General features: G+C 65.2%; 16 protein-coding genes. 13 read left to right on the top strand and 3 right to left on the bottom strand.

From position 1 onward, the window contains the following. Nucleotides 1-32: 32 nt before the first annotated feature. Together ACFFF7_RS07945 and ACFFF7_RS07940 are read right to left on the bottom strand one after the other, a co-directional pair. A complete protein-coding gene (locus tag ACFFF7_RS07945) occupies nt 33-677 on the bottom strand; it encodes a hypothetical protein (RefSeq protein ID WP_379480833.1) in 645 nt (214 codons plus the stop codon). Beyond that, nucleotides 677-1,078 carry a DUF2177 family protein gene (locus ACFFF7_RS07940; RefSeq protein WP_379480832.1) on the bottom strand — a complete coding sequence of 134 codons (402 nt, stop codon included), beginning with the start codon at nt 1,076-1,078 and terminating at the stop codon, nt 677-679. The genes ACFFF7_RS07945 and ACFFF7_RS07940 overlap by 1 nt, the downstream gene beginning before the upstream one ends. A gap of 61 nt (nt 1,079-1,139) precedes the next feature. Here ACFFF7_RS07940 and ACFFF7_RS07935 point away from each other — a divergent pair, with 61 nt between their 5' ends. The 6 genes from ACFFF7_RS07935 to ACFFF7_RS07910 all read left to right on the top strand — a co-directional run bounded on the left by ACFFF7_RS07935 (nt 1,140) and on the right by ACFFF7_RS07910 (nt 5,786). Then, nucleotides 1,140-1,397, top strand: a complete 258-nt coding sequence (locus tag ACFFF7_RS07935; protein ID WP_379480831.1) for an exodeoxyribonuclease VII small subunit — start codon at nt 1,140-1,142, stop codon at nt 1,395-1,397. 4 nt (nt 1,398-1,401) lie between these two features. Further along, complete coding sequence (locus ACFFF7_RS07930; RefSeq protein ID WP_379480830.1) at nt 1,402-2,310, top strand: polyprenyl synthetase family protein; 909 nt, start codon at nt 1,402-1,404, stop codon at nt 2,308-2,310. After that, nucleotides 2,311-2,823 (top strand): pantetheine-phosphate adenylyltransferase, encoded by a 513-nt coding sequence (coaD, locus tag ACFFF7_RS07925; RefSeq protein WP_379480829.1) that lies wholly within the window; start codon nt 2,311-2,313, stop codon nt 2,821-2,823. 92 nt (nt 2,824-2,915) lie between these two features. After that, nucleotides 2,916-3,638 (top strand): peptidylprolyl isomerase, encoded by a 723-nt coding sequence (locus ACFFF7_RS07920; RefSeq protein ID WP_379480828.1) that lies wholly within the window; start codon nt 2,916-2,918, stop codon nt 3,636-3,638. A gap of 12 nt (nt 3,639-3,650) precedes the next feature. Beyond that, nucleotides 3,651-4,679 (top strand): tRNA preQ1(34) S-adenosylmethionine ribosyltransferase-isomerase QueA, encoded by a 1,029-nt coding sequence (gene queA / locus ACFFF7_RS07915; protein ID WP_379480827.1) that lies wholly within the window; start codon nt 3,651-3,653, stop codon nt 4,677-4,679. 84 nt (nt 4,680-4,763) lie between these two features. After that, entirely contained in the window at nt 4,764-5,786 is a 1,023-nt protein-coding gene (locus tag ACFFF7_RS07910; protein ID WP_379480826.1) for an amidohydrolase family protein, read from the top strand. Here ACFFF7_RS07910 and ACFFF7_RS07905 read toward each other — a convergent pair. After that, nucleotides 5,783-6,349, bottom strand: coding sequence for a TetR/AcrR family transcriptional regulator (locus tag ACFFF7_RS07905; RefSeq protein ID WP_379480825.1), 567 nt, complete (start codon nt 6,347-6,349; stop codon nt 5,783-5,785). The genes ACFFF7_RS07910 and ACFFF7_RS07905 overlap by 4 nt on opposite strands. A 44-nt stretch (nt 6,350-6,393) precedes the next feature. Between ACFFF7_RS07905 and ACFFF7_RS07900 the strand changes: the two genes are divergently transcribed. From ACFFF7_RS07900 to ACFFF7_RS07870, 7 genes are all read left to right on the top strand, one after another. Beyond that, nucleotides 6,394-7,833 (top strand): 8'-apo-carotenoid 13,14-cleaving dioxygenase, encoded by a 1,440-nt coding sequence (locus ACFFF7_RS07900; protein WP_379480824.1) that lies wholly within the window; start codon nt 6,394-6,396, stop codon nt 7,831-7,833. Between the two features lie 63 nt (nt 7,834-7,896). Further along, nucleotides 7,897-8,829 carry an ABC transporter ATP-binding protein gene (locus tag ACFFF7_RS07895; RefSeq protein WP_379480823.1) on the top strand — a complete coding sequence of 311 codons (933 nt, stop codon included), beginning with the start codon at nt 7,897-7,899 and terminating at the stop codon, nt 8,827-8,829. Then, nucleotides 8,826-9,593, top strand: a complete 768-nt coding sequence (locus ACFFF7_RS07890) for an ABC transporter permease (protein ID WP_379480822.1) — start codon at nt 8,826-8,828, stop codon at nt 9,591-9,593. The genes ACFFF7_RS07895 and ACFFF7_RS07890 overlap by 4 nt, the downstream gene beginning before the upstream one ends. 3 nt (nt 9,594-9,596) lie before the next feature. Beyond that, nucleotides 9,597-10,019: a globin domain-containing protein gene (locus ACFFF7_RS07885; RefSeq protein WP_379480821.1), complete on the top strand. Its 423-nt coding sequence runs from the start codon at nt 9,597-9,599 to the stop codon at nt 10,017-10,019. 10 nt (nt 10,020-10,029) lie between these two features. Continuing rightward, on the top strand, nt 10,030-11,154 hold the full coding sequence (gene tgt / locus ACFFF7_RS07880) for a tRNA guanosine(34) transglycosylase Tgt (protein ID WP_379480820.1): 1,125 nt from the start codon (nt 10,030-10,032) through the stop codon (nt 11,152-11,154). A 52-nt stretch (nt 11,155-11,206) separates the two neighbouring features. Next, the gene (locus ACFFF7_RS07875; RefSeq protein ID WP_379480819.1) at nt 11,207-13,072 is read left to right on the top strand and encodes an ABC-F family ATP-binding cassette domain-containing protein; all 1,866 of its coding nucleotides are present in this window, start codon (nt 11,207-11,209) and stop codon (nt 13,070-13,072) included. Nucleotides 13,073-13,269: 197 nt separating this feature from the next. Then, nucleotides 13,270-15,261, top strand: a complete 1,992-nt coding sequence (locus ACFFF7_RS07870) for an alpha/beta hydrolase family protein (RefSeq protein WP_379480818.1) — start codon at nt 13,270-13,272, stop codon at nt 15,259-15,261. Nucleotides 15,262-15,273: the final 12 nt, after the last annotated feature.

Genomic DNA, 15,273 nt, shown 5'->3' with positions numbered 1-15,273 from the left:
TTAGCCGGGCCGAGCGCGTCCCGCTAGACCAATCACGCGGCGACGCGCGCGCTTTTCCCCATCCACCATGCGGCAAGCGTGGCCAGGCCATAGGCGAAGAAGGCGAGATAGCTGGTTCCGGCGGTGACTGCGGGTTCGACCGGGCCGAACCAGTTTACCACCTGCAGCGCGAGCAGCACGGCGGCCAGAACCCCGACGCGCACGGGCGAAGGCTTCTGCGCGCGGGCGTAGAGCCACAGTGCGCCAAAGGTGATCCCCAGCTCCAGCGGCATTTCAATCGCCGGGTGGTTCCACAGGCCCAGGCCCAGCTTGGGCGGTCTGCCGGCGAGCGTCAGGTCGGGGACATGCACCAGCAGATCGAGCAGCCAGTGCGACAGGACGACTGCACTGCCGATCAGGGCGGCGATCCGGTCACGGCTCGCCAGCCAGATCGCCGCGCCGAATGCGGCGGCAAAGCCCAGGCTGCCCAGCAGGCTGTGGGTGATGGGCATGTGGTAGAGGTCCATGGGGTTCATCGCGCTGATCCCGGGGGTGACGCGCATGTGCTCAACCCCCAGCAGCAGGAAGCCGAAGAACGCCCAGTCGACCAGCTGCGCCGCGACAAACAGGGTGGTCAGGCCCGGCGTCGTGCGCCGGCTGGCAACCGCGAGGGCGGGGGCCCAGTGGCCGATGAACATCAGGCGAGGCCGAGCTTGCGCACGGCGAAGGCGGCGACGCCGCTGGCCAGCGCGGTCGCAGCGGCACCCCAGGCGATGTCGATCGCACTGACCTCGCCGGACCAGACCTTCATCGTCGCCTGGTTGGTCAGGTCATAGGTGGCATAGCACAGCGCGCCGAGCAGCGCGCCGTTCATGACCGCGTGCGGCACGCCCTGGTCGATCCCCGGACGGACCGCGAACCACACCATGCCCGCGACGTAAAATGCATAGAACACCGCGGCCGGCGCAGCGCGGAACGAAGGGGCAAACAGCTCGCCCAGCGCCGGGCGATAGAGGTTGGGACCGGCCCAGCGCAGCCACAGCGCGTCCAGCGCTCCAAACGTTCCCGCCGAGGCCAGATAGGCTGCTATCCACTTCATCGCATGATCCCCTTTGAACGCAGCTTGACCGCGGCGGGCCGCGCCGTCAATGCTGGCGGCAATGGAAGACACCGCTGCCGATATCGCCGCCCTGAGCTTTGAAGATGCGCTGCGCGCGCTGGAAGAGGTGGTGCGCAAGCTGGAAAGCGGCGAGGTGCCGCTGGACGCCACGATTTCGCTTTACGAGCGGGGCGAAGCGCTGCGCAAGCACTGCCAGGCGCGCCTCGATGCGGCCCAGGCGCGGATCGAAAAGATCGTTGCCGGACCCGATGGCCAGGCCGCTTCGGTCCAGCCGTTCGATTCCGAAAACGGGCACTGAAGCAATGGCGACACTACCCGGTGCCGATCCGCTGCTGACCGATGCCCTTGCCAAGACCGGGCGACAGGTCGACTCCCTGTTCGACGCGCTGCTGCCAGTGCCCGAAGACGGACGGGGCCGCCTGGTTGAGGCGATGCGCCATGCCGCGATCGGCGGGGGGAAGCGGCTGCGTCCGCTGCTCACGGTGGCCAGCGCGGGGCTGTTCGGGGTCCACCCGCACCACGCCCTGCGCGCCGGCACCGCGATCGAGGCGGTCCACGTCTATTCGCTGATCCACGATGATCTGCCGTGCATGGACGATGACGACCTGCGCCGCGGCAAGCCGACCGTGCACAAGGCCTTCGATGAAGCGACGGCGGTGCTGGCCGGCGATGCCTTGCAGGCTTTGGCCTTTGAAATTCTGGCCGATCCCGAAACCAGCGGTGATCCCTTCGTACGCTCCGAACTGATTGCCGTCCTGGCCACGGCCAGCGGCGTGGGCGGCATGGCCGGGGGCCAGATGCTTGACCTAGTGGGCGAGGGGCAGGCCTTCGACCTTCCGGCAATCACCCGGATGCAGCAGCTCAAGACCGGGGCACTGCTGGGCGTCGCGCTGGAAATGGGCGCGGTTCTGGGCAAGGTCCCGCCCGAAGCGCGCACGCCGCTGCGCGGCTATGCCCGCGACATTGGCCTGGCCTTCCAGATCGCCGACGACCTGATCGATCATGCCGGCGACAGCGCGGCTGCGGGCAAGGCCGTGGGCAAGGATGCCGCCGCGGGCAAGCAGACTTTCGTTGCCGTGCTGGGCGAGGCGCGTGCACGCGAACAGGCGCGAATGCTGACCGAACAGGCAATCGGACATTTGTCGGGACACGGCGCAGAAGCCGACCTGCTGCGCGCGGTGGCGCGTTATATCGTGGAGAGGGACCGTTAAATGACCAAGCGGGTGGGGGTCTATCCCGGAACGTTCGATCCGATCACGCTGGGTCACATGGACATCATCAAACGCGGCGCGCGGCTGGTCGACGAACTGGTAATCGGCGTCACCACCAATGCCGCGAAGTCGCCGATGTTCAATGATGACGAGCGCATCGCCATGGTCGAGCGCGAAGTTGCCGGGCTGGACAACTGTAAGGTCCGGGTGGTCGGGTTCAATTCGCTGCTGATGGATTTTGCTGACGCCATGGGCGCTTCGGTCGTGATCCGCGGGATCCGCGGGGTGACCGATTTCGAATACGAGTATCAACTGACCGGCATGAACCGGCAGCTCAACGATCACGTCGAGACCGTGTTCCTGATGGCCGATGTTTCGCTCCAGCCGATCGCCTCGCGCCTGGTCAAGGAAATCGCGATGTACGGCGGCAACATCACCCGCTTTGTCAGTCCGCGCGTCCGCGATGACGTGGTTGGGCGGATTGCCGCCCAGGGATCGCGCCGCGACGGTTGAAACAGGGTTAAACCCCGCACCGTTCATTGCCACGACAGCCGCGCCCGGCTATTCCCCACCGCAACTGCAGTTGGTTATCGAGATTTCCCCCTATGCTTCGTCGTTCCGTCACTGCCCTGGCCCTTGGCCTGTCTCTGGTTTCCGGTCCCGCTTTCGCCGCAAAGGCGCCCAAGGTTCCGGTCACGACCCCGGCCCCGGCGATGAGCGCGGTGGTCGACATGGATCCCGCGCATGAGCCCGACAATATCCTGGCGCTCGACCTGTCGAACGGCGGGCGGGTGCTGATCCGGCTGATGCCCAACTGGGCGCCGAACCATGTCGAGCGGGTCAAGCAACTGACCAAGGAAGGGTTCTACAACGGGCTGATCTTCCACCGCGTGATCGACGGCTTCATGGCGCAGACCGGCGATCCGACCGGCACCGGTCAGGGCGGGTCCAAGCTGCCTGACCTGAAAGCGGAATTCAATTACATGCCGCACATTCGCGGCACCGTGTCGATGGCCCGGACCAATGAGCCGGATACCGCCAATAGCCAGTTCTTCATCGTGTTCTATCCGCGCTTTGCGCTGGATCACCGTTACACCAATTTCGGCCGGGTGATTGCCGGAATGGACGAAGTCGACGCGATCCAGCGGGGCGAGCCGCCGGCAAATCCGACCAAGATCGTCCAGGCTTCGCTGCTGTCCGAAAACAAGCCCAAGCCGGTGATTGCTCCGCCAGCGCCGATTGCCGCGCCGTCGGTCGTCGAGGCTCCGGCGCCAGCCCCGGTCAAGGCGGCTGCGGTCAAGCCTGCGGTCAAGCGCAAGCCCCGGTAATCGCGGCGCGCCATGCGCGTAGACCTGTTCGATTTCGACCTTCCGCCAGAACGGATCGCGCTGCGTCCGGCGCGGCCGCGCGATTCGGCGCGCCTACTGCTGGCCACGGGCACAGAAGCGCTGGAAGACCGGATCGTCTGCGATCTGCCCGCCTTGCTGCGCGCGGGCGATGTGCTGGTCTTCAACGACACCCGGGTCATTCCTGCCCAGCTCGAAGGCCGGCGCGGAGAGGCGCGGATCGGGGCGACGCTGCACAAGCGGGTTGACCTGCGCCGCTGGCAGGCCTTCGTGCGCAATGCCAAGCGGCTGCGCGCGGGCGATGTGATCGACTTTGCCGCCGGGGTTCAGGCTTCGGCCGAGGCGCGCGGCGATGACGGCAGCTGGACCCTGGCCTTTTTGGGTGAAGAGGCGGTCGAGGTGCTACTCCACCGCGCCGGGCAGATGCCGCTGCCGCCCTATATCGCGGGCAAGCGTCCGACCGACGCCCAGGACCAGAGCGACTACCAGACGATGTTCGCCGCGCGCGACGGCGCGGTGGCCGCGCCCACGGCGGCGCTGCATTTCACCCCGGATCTGATCGCCGCACTCGATGCCGCGGGCGTGGCGCGCGAAACGCTGACGCTGCATGTCGGGGCAGGTACCTTCCTGCCGGTCAAGGCCGAGGACACGGCAGATCACCGGATGCATGCCGAATGGGGCACGATCGATGCCGCCACCGCCGATCGGCTCAATGCGGCGCGCGCTGCGGGCGGGCGGATCATCGCGGTAGGCACGACCAGCCTGCGCCTGCTGGAAAGCGCGGCAGGTGACGATGGCGTGGTCCGGCCATTCAGCGGCGACACCGCCATCTTCATAACCCCGGGCTATCGCTTCAAGGCGATCGATGGCCTGATGACCAATTTCCACCTGCCGAAAAGCACGCTGTTCATGCTGGTCAGCGCGCTGATGGGGCTGGAGCGGATGCAAGCGGTTTATGGCCACGCCATCGCCAATGACTACCGCTTCTACAGCTATGGCGATTCATCCTTGCTGCTCCCCTGAGGCAAAGCGTCGAATGGACCTGCCAAGTGCTTGCAGCACAGGGCATTTCACGCCATGCAGAGTGGCTTGTCGACCGGGGGAACCATGCAGAATTTGGCACGATTTGGCGCTTTCATTGCCTTGGCTGCGCTGGCTGACGCTAGCCTGTCAGCGCAGCAACCGCGCGAACCGATCATCGATGTTCACGTGCACGCGCTGAAAGCAGATGATCAGGGGCCGCCGCCACTGGCCATGTGCACCCCGATCGATCCCATGCCGACCTGGGATACGGCCAAGCCGGTCATGCAGAACTTCATCGCGCCATTCAAGCAGCCGGCCTGCAAGGATCCGGTGTGGTCGCCGACCAGCGATGCCGAAGTGATGCGTCGCACGCTGGCGGTAATGGAGCGCCACAATGTCTACGGCGTGGTCAGCGGACGCGCGGCACTGCTATCGGCGTGGAAGAAGGCCGCGCCGCAGCGGGTCATTCCCAGCCTGACACCGGATTTTCCGCTCAAGCCCGGGTTTGAAGATGAATTGCGGCAAGCGAAGGCGGCGGGCGATCTGGCGGTGATCGGTGAGTTGGGTTTCGAGTACGAGGGCGTTTCGGTTGCCGACCCCGCGCTCGAGCCGCTGTGGGCCGCAGCGGAGAAGCAGGATATTCCCGTCGCGATCCATTTCGGGCCAGGGCCGCCGGGCGTGGCCTATATGCCCGGCATGGGCTACCGCGCCCGCTTGTCGAGCCCCTTGCTGCTCGAAGACGTTCTGGTGAAGCATCCCCGGTTGCGCGTGAACGTGATGCATGCGGGTTTTCCGATGCTGGATGACACGCTGGCGCTGCTTTACGCGCATCCGCAGGTCTATCTGGACACCGGGGTCATCGTCTACACCCAGCCGCGGCCCGCGTTTTACCGCTATCTTCAGGCCCTGGTCGAGGCCGGCTTTGGCCAAAGGATCATGTTCGGTTCGGATCAGATGGTCTGGCCGGAAACGATGGAGCGGTCGATCAAGGTCATCGAGGAAGCGCCGTTCCTGACCAGGCAGCAGAAGCGCGACATTCTCTATAACAATGCGGCCCGGTTCCTGAGGCTGGATGCCGAAACCATTGCCCGCCACAAACGGGGCTAGGCGGCAAACAGTGTCCTTGCGTCGATGATCTGATCGATCAGCGCATCATCCCTGGGCAACTGGCCGTCAAGCATCAGCATGGCCAGGCCGTGGACCACGGCCCAAGCCTGGATCATCAGCCGCTGGGCGCCGGCTTCGCTGCCGGTCAGGTGCTGGGCATGGCTACGCAGCATGCGCGCCGCTTCGTTATCGCCGAAAACGGACGGGCCAATCTGGTCGCACTGGCCGAAAGCCAGACGGAACAGCGCCGGGTTGGCCAGCGCCCAGCGAACATAGGCGCGGCCCGTGGCGGCAAAGGCCTCGCTCTCCTGAGCGCCCTTGGCAGCGCGGCGCTGCCACTGCGCCATCTGATCGATCCCGGCCTGGGCCAGTGCCTGCATCAAGGCGTTCTTGTCGGGGAAGTGGCGATAGACCGCCGTGGCTGAAACGCCGACCTGACGGGCCAGCTGGCGCAAGGAAATATCGCTGATGTCGGTGGTTTTCAGTTCTTCCAGCCCCGCTGCGACCAGCGCCGCGCGCAGATCACCGTGGTGATATGACTTCGATGTTGACACTGTTACCATAACCCTTATGTTTACAGCATAAACATTATCCGGAGATTCGCATCATGGCAAGCAGCGTCGAAACCGCCATCCGCTCGGTCGTAACCAAGGGCGTCAATGCAGTCGCCAAGGTCAACCGTTCGCTCCAGGATCAGGGTGAACAGCATCCCTTCCTGACCGGCATTCACGCGCCGCTGCATGAAGAGCGGACGCTGACCGGTTTGAAAGTGACCGGTGCGATCCCGGCAGAGCTTGACGGCCGCTATGTCCGCATCGGCCCGAACCCGTTCAAGCCCGATCCGCGCGGGCATCACTGGTTCATCGGTGATGGCATGGTCCATGGGGTGCGGCTGAAGAACGGCCAGGCCGAATGGTATCGCAACCGCTATATCCGCAGCCAGGTGCTGGAAGCAGCCGGCGGACCCAAGGCCGCGCCCGGGCCGCGCCGCACCCCGCGTGACGGGGTCAACACCAATATCGTCCAGATCGGCGGTCAGATCACTGCGATTGTCGAGGCGGGCTCGTTCCCTGCCGTGCTCAACGGTGACCTGGAAACCGTCGCTTACAGCGACTTCGACGGCACGCTGACCGCGCCGTTCACCGCCCACCCGCACGAAGACCCGCTGACCGGCGAACTGCATGCGATCACCTATGATGCGATGACCCCCGACCGGGTGTGGCACGTCGTGCTTTCGTCCGAAGGCAAGGTCGTGCGCCAGCTCGAGATCCCGGTGCAGCACGGCCCGTCGATTCACGAGTGCACGCTGACGGCCAACTATGTCGTGATCTTCGACTTGCCGGTGACCTTTTCGATGAAGGCGGTCCTGGCCGGACATGGCTTTCCCTATCGCTGGAATCCCGAGCATCGCGCCCGCGTCGGGCTGCTACCGCGGCAAGGCGCTGCGCAGGACATCGTCTGGTGCGATGTCGACCCATGTTATGTCTTCCATGTCGCCAACAGCTTCGAAGACGAAGCCGGCCGCGTCGTAATCGACAGTGCTGTCTATGAAACGATGTTCTCGCAGGGTCCGCAGGGCCCCAACGGCAAGCCGCTTGGTCTTGAACGTTGGTTGGTCGATCCGGCGGCGGGCACGGTCAAGCGTCAGACCATCGATGCCGCGGCGCAGGAATTTCCGCGTCCCGACGAGCGACGCTTCGGCCAGTCCTATCGCTATGCCTGGGCGATCGGCATCCCTGCCGATGGCGATCCAGCCTTTCTCGGCGCGCAGCCGCTCTATCGTCACGATCTGCTTACCGGCGAGCGCCAGGTTCATCACTTCGGCGCAGGAAGAGTGCCGGGCGAGTTCGTCTTCGTGCCGCGCCACGCCGATGCCGCAGAAGGTGATGGCTGGGTGATGGGCTATGTCATCGATCCTGCCGGGGATACGACCGATCTGGTAATTCTTGACGCAGCGGACATAACCAAGCAGCCGCTTGCCTCTGTCCACATTCCGCATCGCATACCGCCGGGCTTCCATGGAAATTGGCTGCCCGATCGCAGCTAAGTTGCGAATAAAAACGTAAATGGCTTGGCAAATGGTCGGCGCGGCGCGACAAGCGGGCCGACCATGCAACCGATTCTCGAAATTAGCGGGCTGACCAAGCGCTATGCCCAGGGCCCGACCGCGCTCGATGCGGTCGATCTGACCATCAACCAGGGCGAGATTTTCGCGCTGCTGGGCCCCAACGGCGCCGGCAAGACCACGCTGATCGGCGCGGTCTGCGGCTTGGTTCGGCCGAGCGGCGGCACGATCCGCGCTTTCGGTATGGACCTGGCCAAGGACTGGCGCGCCGCGCGCGCGCGGATCGGCCTGGTGCCGCAGGAAATGGCCACCGACATGTTCACCAAAGTGAGCGACGCGGTCAGCTATTCGCGCGGGCTGTTCGGGCTGAAGCGCGATCCGGCGCGGATCGAGAGCATCCTCACCTCGCTCAGTCTGTGGGACAAGCGCGACAGCCAGATCCGCCACCTTTCGGGCGGGATGAAGCGCCGCGTGCTGATCGCAAAGGCGCTGGCCCACGATCCCGACCTGCTGTTCCTCGATGAGCCGACCGCCGGGGTCGACGTCGAGCTGCGCCGCGACATGTGGCGCCAGATCGGCGCGATGCGGGCGGCGGGGACGACGATCGTGCTCACCACACATTACATCGAAGAGGCCGAGGAGATGGCGGACCGGGTCGGGATCATCGACAAGGGCAAGCTGCTGCTGGTCGAGGAAAAGCGCGCGCTGATGGCCCGGATGGGCAGCATCGAGGCGAGCTTTGCCCTGGCCGCGCCGATGACCGCGGTGCCGCAAGCGCTCGCCGCCTATCCGCTGGCGCTGTCGGAGGATAGCAAGACCCTGACCTATCGCGGCCACGGCGGCGCGGACGAGGCGCGCGGCGAGGTCGCCCGCCTGGTCGCCGCGCTGGTGCGCGCCGATATCGCATTCACCGCGCTCGACACCCACCAGTCCAGCCTTGAAGACATCTTTGTCGACCTGGTGGAGAACAAGTCATGAGCTTCAACGCCCGCGGCGCCTTCGCCATCTTCGGCTTCGAACTGATGCGCGCCTTCCGCACCTTCTTCCAGTCGATCTTCGCCCCGGTGCTGACCACCTCGCTGTACTTCATCGTCTTCGGCGCAGCGATCGGCGGGCGGATGACCCAGATCGACGGGGTGTCCTACGGCGCCTACATCATCCCCGGGCTGCTGCTGCTGACCCTGCTGGGCGAAACCACCAGCAATGCCAGCTTCGGTATCTACATGCCGCGCTTTACCGGCACGATCTACGAGCTGCTCTCGGCCCCGGTCGGGGTGGCGGAAACGCTGATCGGCTTTGTCGGTGCGGCGGCGGCCAAGTCGCTGATCCTCGCCTCGATCATCCTGGTCACGGCCAGCTTCTTCGTCGATTACCACATCGCCCACCCGCTGCTGGCACTGGTCTATGTCGTGCTGGTCGCCGCGGCCTTTGCCCTGTTCGGCTTCGCCCTGGGGGTCTGGGCCGACGGGTTCGAGAAGCTGGGGATCGTCCCGATGCTGATCCTGCAGCCGCTGACATTCCTCGGTGGCACCTTCTATTCGATCACCATGCTGCCCGATCCGTGGCGGCAGATCGCGCTGGCCAATCCGATCGTCTACCTGGTCAACGGCCTGCGCTGGACCTTCACCGGCAAGAGCGACGTCAACATCTGGGTCAGTTTCGGGCTGACGCTGGGCTTCCTGGCGCTGTGCGCCGGGGTGATCGCGTGGATGTTCAAGACCGGCTGGCGGCTGCGGAGCTGACCCGTGGCCGACCCGCGCACCGTTCTGATCGAAGCCCGGCTGGAACGCTATGCCGAGCAGTTCGGCGATCCGGCATCGGCGGTGCTGGCGCGCTTCTTTGGCCGCTATCCCGATGCCAAGGCCAGTTTCGCGCACCACGCGCCGCATGATCCTGAAAAGCTTGAAACCGAAATGGTCGGGAACACGCTTTATTACCTCATGACCTGGTTCGACAGCCCGGTCGAGGCGCGGATCTATTTCGATACCTCGGTCCCGCAGCACCGTGTGGCGCTGGGCGTCCCGCCCGACTGGTACCGCGCCTTCATCGAAGCCACGCTGGACGAGATCGAGGAGGCGGTTCAGCCGGCCAGTGCGGAAGAGTCAGCCGCCTGGGCCGAAGTCCGCGACGCGCTGGTGGGGCTGGTCGAGCGCAACCGCTTCGTCTAGCGGAGCGGGCATGACTGCCCCGCGTTTCGCTTTTGACATCCACGCCACCGACGGCAAGGCCCGCACCGGAACGATCCGTATGATGCGCGGCGACATCCGCACGCCCGCTTTCATGCCGGTCGGCACTGCCGCCACGGTCAAGGCGATGAAGCCCGAAAGCGTCCGCGCCACCGGGGCCGACATCCTGCTGGGCAATACCTATCACCTGATGCTGCGCCCGGGTGCAGAACGCGTCGCCCGGCTGGGCGGGCTGCACCGATTCATGAACTGGGACCGCCCGATCCTGACCGACAGCGGTGGCTACCAGGTGATGAGCCTGTCCGAGCTGCGCAAGATCACTGAGGAAGGCGTGACCTTCGCCAGCCACCTCGATGGCAGCAAGCACCTGCTCACACCGGAACGCTCGATGGAGATCCAGCGTCTGCTGGGCAGCGATATCGTCATGGCTTTCGATGAATGTCCCCGCGCCGACGCCCCGCGCGAGGTGATCGAGAAATCGATGCAGATGTCGATGCGCTGGGCGGCACGCAGTCGCGCCGGGTTCGACAGCGGGGAGGAACACGCCAGTCGGTCCGCGCTGTTCGGGATACAGCAAGGCGCGCTGGACGAAGCCTTGCGCCGCGAAAGCGCAGAGGCGCTGCGGGCCATTGGCTTCGATGGCTATGCGATCGGCGGATTGGCAGTGGGCGAGGGGCAGGAGGCGATGTTCGCCACGCTCGATTTCGCCCCCGACATGCTGCCCGCCGACCGGCCGCGCTACCTGATGGGGGTGGGCAAGCCCGACGACCTGGTCGGCGCGGTCGAGCGCGGGGTCGACATGTTCGACTGCGTCCTGCCCAGCCGCTCGGGCCGCAACGGCCAGGCCTTTACCTGGACCGGCCCGGTCAACCTGCGCAACGCCCGCCACGCCGAAGACAATGCTCCGCTTGACGAACGTTGCCCGTGCGACGCCTGCACGCATTACGGTCGTGCCTATCTCCATCACTTGCAGAAAAGCGGTGAGATCCTGGGGGCGATGCTGCTGACCGAACACAACCTGACCTTCTATCAGCAACTGATGTCAGGAATGCGCGAGGCGATCGGGGAGGGGCGGTTTGCGGCGTTCGCGGAGGAATTCCGACGCGGCTATTCCTGAAGGCGATACGCCGTTTGGTCATCCTCCGTCGCTCTGCTAGGGGCGCGGCGCAATGTTTACGATCAACGCAGTTACCGTGCGGCTTGGCGGCCGCACCATCATCGATGGCGCCTCGGCGACGATACCCCCCGGCGGACGGATCGGCCTGATCGGGCGCAATGGTGCGGGCAAGTCGACCCTGATGAAAGTGCTGGTCGGCCAGCTCGATCCTGATGACGGCTCCGTCGACATGCCCAAGCGCACCCGGCTCGGCTATATCGCCCAGGAAGCACCGAGCGGCCAGACCACTCCGTTCGAGGCGGTGCTCGCCGCCGATACCGAGCGTGCCGCGCTGCTCGAAGAGGCCGAACACTGCGTCGATCCGCACCGCCTGGGCGATGTCCACGAGCGACTGCTGGCGATCGACGCCTATTCCGCCCCGTCGCGCGCGGCGATTATCCTGACCGGGCTGGGTTTCGACGAAGCCATGCAGGCCCAGCCGCTCGACAGCTTTTCGGGCGGATGGAAAATGCGCGTGGCGCTGGCGGCGCTGCTGTTTTCCGCGCCCGACGTGCTGCTGCTCGACGAACCGTCGAACCACCTCGATCTCGAATCGACGCTGTGGCTGGAAAACTTCCTCAAGAACTATCCCGGCACGCTGCTGGTGATCAGCCATGAACGCGACCTGCTCAACAACGTGGTCGATTCGATCCTGCACCTGCAGGGCGGCAAGTTGACGCTCTATCCCGGCAACTACGATGCTTTCGAAGCGCAGCGGGCCGAGCGCGCGGCGCAGCTGGCTGCGGCCAAGGCCTCGCAGGATGCCCAGCGCGCCCGGCTGCAGGACTACGTCGCGCGCAATTCGGCCCGCGCCTCGACCGCCAAGCAGGCCCAGTCACGTGCCAAGATGCTGGCCAAGATGCAGCCGATCGCCGCCTTGATGGAAGATCCCAGCCTCAGCTTCGATTTCCCCAGCCCGAAGGAAATGCGGCCGCCGCTGATCACGCTCGATCTGGCTGCGGTCGGTTACAACGACAAGCCGATCCTGCAGCGGCTCAACCTGCGGATCGATCCCGATGACCGGATCGCGCTGCTGGGCCGCAACGGCAATGGCAAGACCACGCTGGCGCGGCTGCTCGCGGCGCAGCTGCCCGCCCTTGATGGCTCGATGCGCGCATCAGGGCAGATGACCGTGGGCTATTTCACCCAGTACCAGGTCGAGGAGCTGGCCGGCGGCGATACCCCGCTTGAACATATGACCCGGGCCATGCCCGGCGCCGCCCCCGGCGCTGTGCGCGCGCAGCTGGGCCGATTCGGGTTCTCCGGTAACCGTGCCACCACCAAGGTCGGCTCGCTGTCGGGCGGGGAGCGGGCGCGGCTGGCGCTGGCGCTGATCACCCGCGATGCGCCCAACCTGCTGATCCTGGACGAACCGACCAACCACCTCGACGTCGACGCGCGCGAGGCACTGGTCCAGGCGCTGAACGCCTTCGACGGCGCGGTGATCCTGATCAGCCACGATCGCCACATGGTCGAATTGACCGCCGACCGGCTGGTGCTGGTCGATAACGGCACCGCCGCCGACTATGCCGGATCGATGGAGGACTACATCGACTTCGTGCTGGGGCGGAACCAGCCCAAGGGCGATGCCCGGCCCAAGGCGGAGAAGAAGGACCGCAAGGCAGCCGCCGAGGCACGCGAACTGGCGCGGCAGGCCGCAAAAGCCGTGTCCGATGCCGAAGCGGTGATCGCGCGCTGGCAAAAGCAGCTGTCGGCGATCGACCAGGCCATGTTCGCCCCGGGCGATGCCGCAAAAGATCTGCGCGACCTGACCATGGGCGAACTGTCGCGCCGCCGCGGCGACGTGCTGCGCGAACTGGAACAGGCCGAGCAGCAGTGGCTGAACGCAAGCGAGGCGCTGGAGCAGCAGACGGCTTGAGCTCGCAATTGCCCGACGAAGCACTCGGATGACTGATCAGTTGTGTACGTACTGGATTAGCGGGCGCTCACCGTTACTTGTCAAAATTGCCTATTCCACCGATTTCGCAACAAGTTCCGCCCGTTTTACTTGCCTGGCATGCCATTTCGGCTAGCATTGCGGCTTGCAATACGGGGATGGCGAATATGCGGTTTGGATTGATCGGGGTTTGTCTTGCGACCACCATGCTGAGCGCGCCCGCGCTGGCCCAGACGGCGGCCGCACCGTTCGATGCGGCCAAGGCCTTTGGTTCGCGCGAAGGCGTGCTCGACATCGCGATTTCCCCTGATGGCAAGAAGCTTGCCGTGGTCATCCCGCGACCGGTCGGCGGCGAAGCGGTGACTGTGCTCGATCTTGAAGGCGTGGCCAAGCCGCAACTGGCACTGACTTCGAAGGGCGTAACCGAGCAGATCCAGTCGTGCCACTGGGCAGGCAATACCCGCTTGCTGTGCAGTCTTTGGTTCGTCGACGGCAAGGGCAAGGATACCTATGGCTTCACCCGAAGCGTGGCGCTCAATCCCGACGGCTCCAATGCCAAGGTCATCGGCCTGACCAAGGCGATGAACGCGGTTTATCGCAGCAGTTACGGCGGCGACTTGATCGACCTGAATGGCGGCGGCGAGGGGGTGGTACTTATGGCACGCCAGTTCGTGCCCAACCTGGGGACCGGGACCATCCTGAAGGCCGACAAGGAAGGGCTGGGGGTCGTCCGGATCGACACCAATTCGGGCAAGGAAACCATTGTCGAGCAGCCCAAGCTTACAGTCAGTTCGTTTATCGCCGATGGCCAGGGCAAGGTCCGGATCATCGGGCTGCAGACCCCGGACAGCAATGGCTATGCCGGAAACAAGGTGTTCTACCGCTATCGTCCGGCCGAGGGCGGGGACTGGCGCGATCTTTCGACCGTGACTTACGATCCGGCGGGAACCTACAGCGGCTTCGATCCGGTCGCGGTCGATCCGGCGGCAAATGTCGCCTATGGCTTCGATGAGCGCAACGGCTTCAAGGCGTTGTACAAGGTCCCGCTCGATGGCAGCGGCGCGGCGCCGTCGATCGTGCTGTCCAAGGCGGGGATCGATGTCGACGGATTGCTGCGCATCGGGCGCAACCAGCGCATCGTCGGTGCGACATATGCCACCTTGCACCGCGTCGCCGAATACTCCGATCCGGAACTGGCGCGGCTGTCGCAATCGCTGCGCCGGGCACTGGGGAACAAGACCCAGCTCGGCGTGATCGACGCCAGCGCTGATGAGAGCAAGTTGGTCCTGTTTGCCGGCGGGGACACCGATCCGGGCAAGTATTACCTGTTCGACAAGACCAGCAAGAAGCTCAGCGAATTGCTCGCCCAGCGCCCGTTGCTGAACGGGGCCAAGCTTGGCGCGATGCAGGCGATTACTTTCCCGGCAGCCGATGGCACGGCGATTCCCGCTTATCTCACCCTGCCGCCGGGCAGCGACGGCAAGAACCTGCCGCTGGTGGTCATGCCGCACGGCGGGCCCGAAGCGCGCGACGAATGGGGTTTTGACTGGCTCAGCCAGTTTTTCGCCAGCCGCGGCTATGCGGTGATCCAGCCGCAGTACCGCGGCTCGACCGGGTTCGGTTCGGCCTTCTTTGGTCGCAACGGGTTCCAGGCATGGCGCAAGGCAATTGGCGATATCGACGATGCCGCCCGCTGGGCAATCAAGCAGGGCGTTGCCAGTGCCGACAAGGTGGCGATTGTCGGCTGGTCATATGGCGGCTATGCCGCGCTGCAGTCGCAGGTCGTCGATCCGACGCTGTACAAGGCCGTAGTCGCGATTGCCCCGGTGACCGACCTCGACGTGCTGCGCAATGAATGGATCAACACTACGGCCTACAAGCTGGAAAGCGCGCGGATCGGCACGGGCCCGCATGTCGAGGAAGGTTCGCCAGCGCGGCATGCCGATGTGTTCAGGGCGCCGGTGCTGCTGTTCCACGGCGACCGTGATCAGAACGTCGGCGTCGGCGAATCGCGGCTCATGGCCAGCAAACTCAAGGCCGCCGGAAAGTCAGTCGACTATGTCGAATTCCCGGGCCTCGATCACCAGCTGGACGACAGTGCCGCGCGCAGCCGGATGCTCTCGCAAAGCGACGCCTTCCTGCGCAAGGCACTGGGCTTGCCGCCCGGCTGAGGGGGCAGGGCC

The sequence above is a fragment of the Novosphingobium aquiterrae genome (assembly GCF_042434435.1).
Lineage (GTDB): Bacteria > Pseudomonadota > Alphaproteobacteria > Sphingomonadales > Sphingomonadaceae > Novosphingobium > Novosphingobium aquiterrae.
The sequence above is the reverse complement of the archived record's forward strand: the minus strand, read 5'-3'. Positions and strand labels throughout refer to the sequence as shown.

Coding starts and splice junctions, on each gene's coding strand:
- ACFFF7_RS07940 (WP_379480832.1), bottom strand. CDS start 1,078: ATGAAGTGGATAGCAGCCTATCTGGCCTCGGCGGGAACGTTTGGAGCG.
- ACFFF7_RS07890 (WP_379480822.1), top strand. CDS start 8,826: ATGAGCTTCAACGCCCGCGGCGCCTTCGCCATCTTCGGCTTCGAACTG.
- tgt (WP_379480820.1), top strand. CDS start 10,030: ATGACTGCCCCGCGTTTCGCTTTTGACATCCACGCCACCGACGGCAAG.
- coaD (WP_379480829.1), top strand. CDS start 2,311: ATGACCAAGCGGGTGGGGGTCTATCCCGGAACGTTCGATCCGATCACG.
- ACFFF7_RS07920 (WP_379480828.1), top strand. CDS start 2,916: ATGCTTCGTCGTTCCGTCACTGCCCTGGCCCTTGGCCTGTCTCTGGTT.
- ACFFF7_RS07875 (WP_379480819.1), top strand. CDS start 11,207: ATGTTTACGATCAACGCAGTTACCGTGCGGCTTGGCGGCCGCACCATC.
- ACFFF7_RS07910 (WP_379480826.1), top strand. CDS start 4,764: ATGCAGAATTTGGCACGATTTGGCGCTTTCATTGCCTTGGCTGCGCTG.
- ACFFF7_RS07895 (WP_379480823.1), top strand. CDS start 7,897: ATGCAACCGATTCTCGAAATTAGCGGGCTGACCAAGCGCTATGCCCAG.
- ACFFF7_RS07935 (WP_379480831.1), top strand. CDS start 1,140: ATGGAAGACACCGCTGCCGATATCGCCGCCCTGAGCTTTGAAGATGCG.
- queA (WP_379480827.1), top strand. CDS start 3,651: ATGCGCGTAGACCTGTTCGATTTCGACCTTCCGCCAGAACGGATCGCG.
- ACFFF7_RS07905 (WP_379480825.1), bottom strand. CDS start 6,349: ATGGTAACAGTGTCAACATCGAAGTCATATCACCACGGTGATCTGCGC.
- ACFFF7_RS07930 (WP_379480830.1), top strand. CDS start 1,402: ATGGCGACACTACCCGGTGCCGATCCGCTGCTGACCGATGCCCTTGCC.
- ACFFF7_RS07945 (WP_379480833.1), bottom strand. CDS start 677: ATGTTCATCGGCCACTGGGCCCCCGCCCTCGCGGTTGCCAGCCGGCGC.
- ACFFF7_RS07900 (WP_379480824.1), top strand. CDS start 6,394: ATGGCAAGCAGCGTCGAAACCGCCATCCGCTCGGTCGTAACCAAGGGC.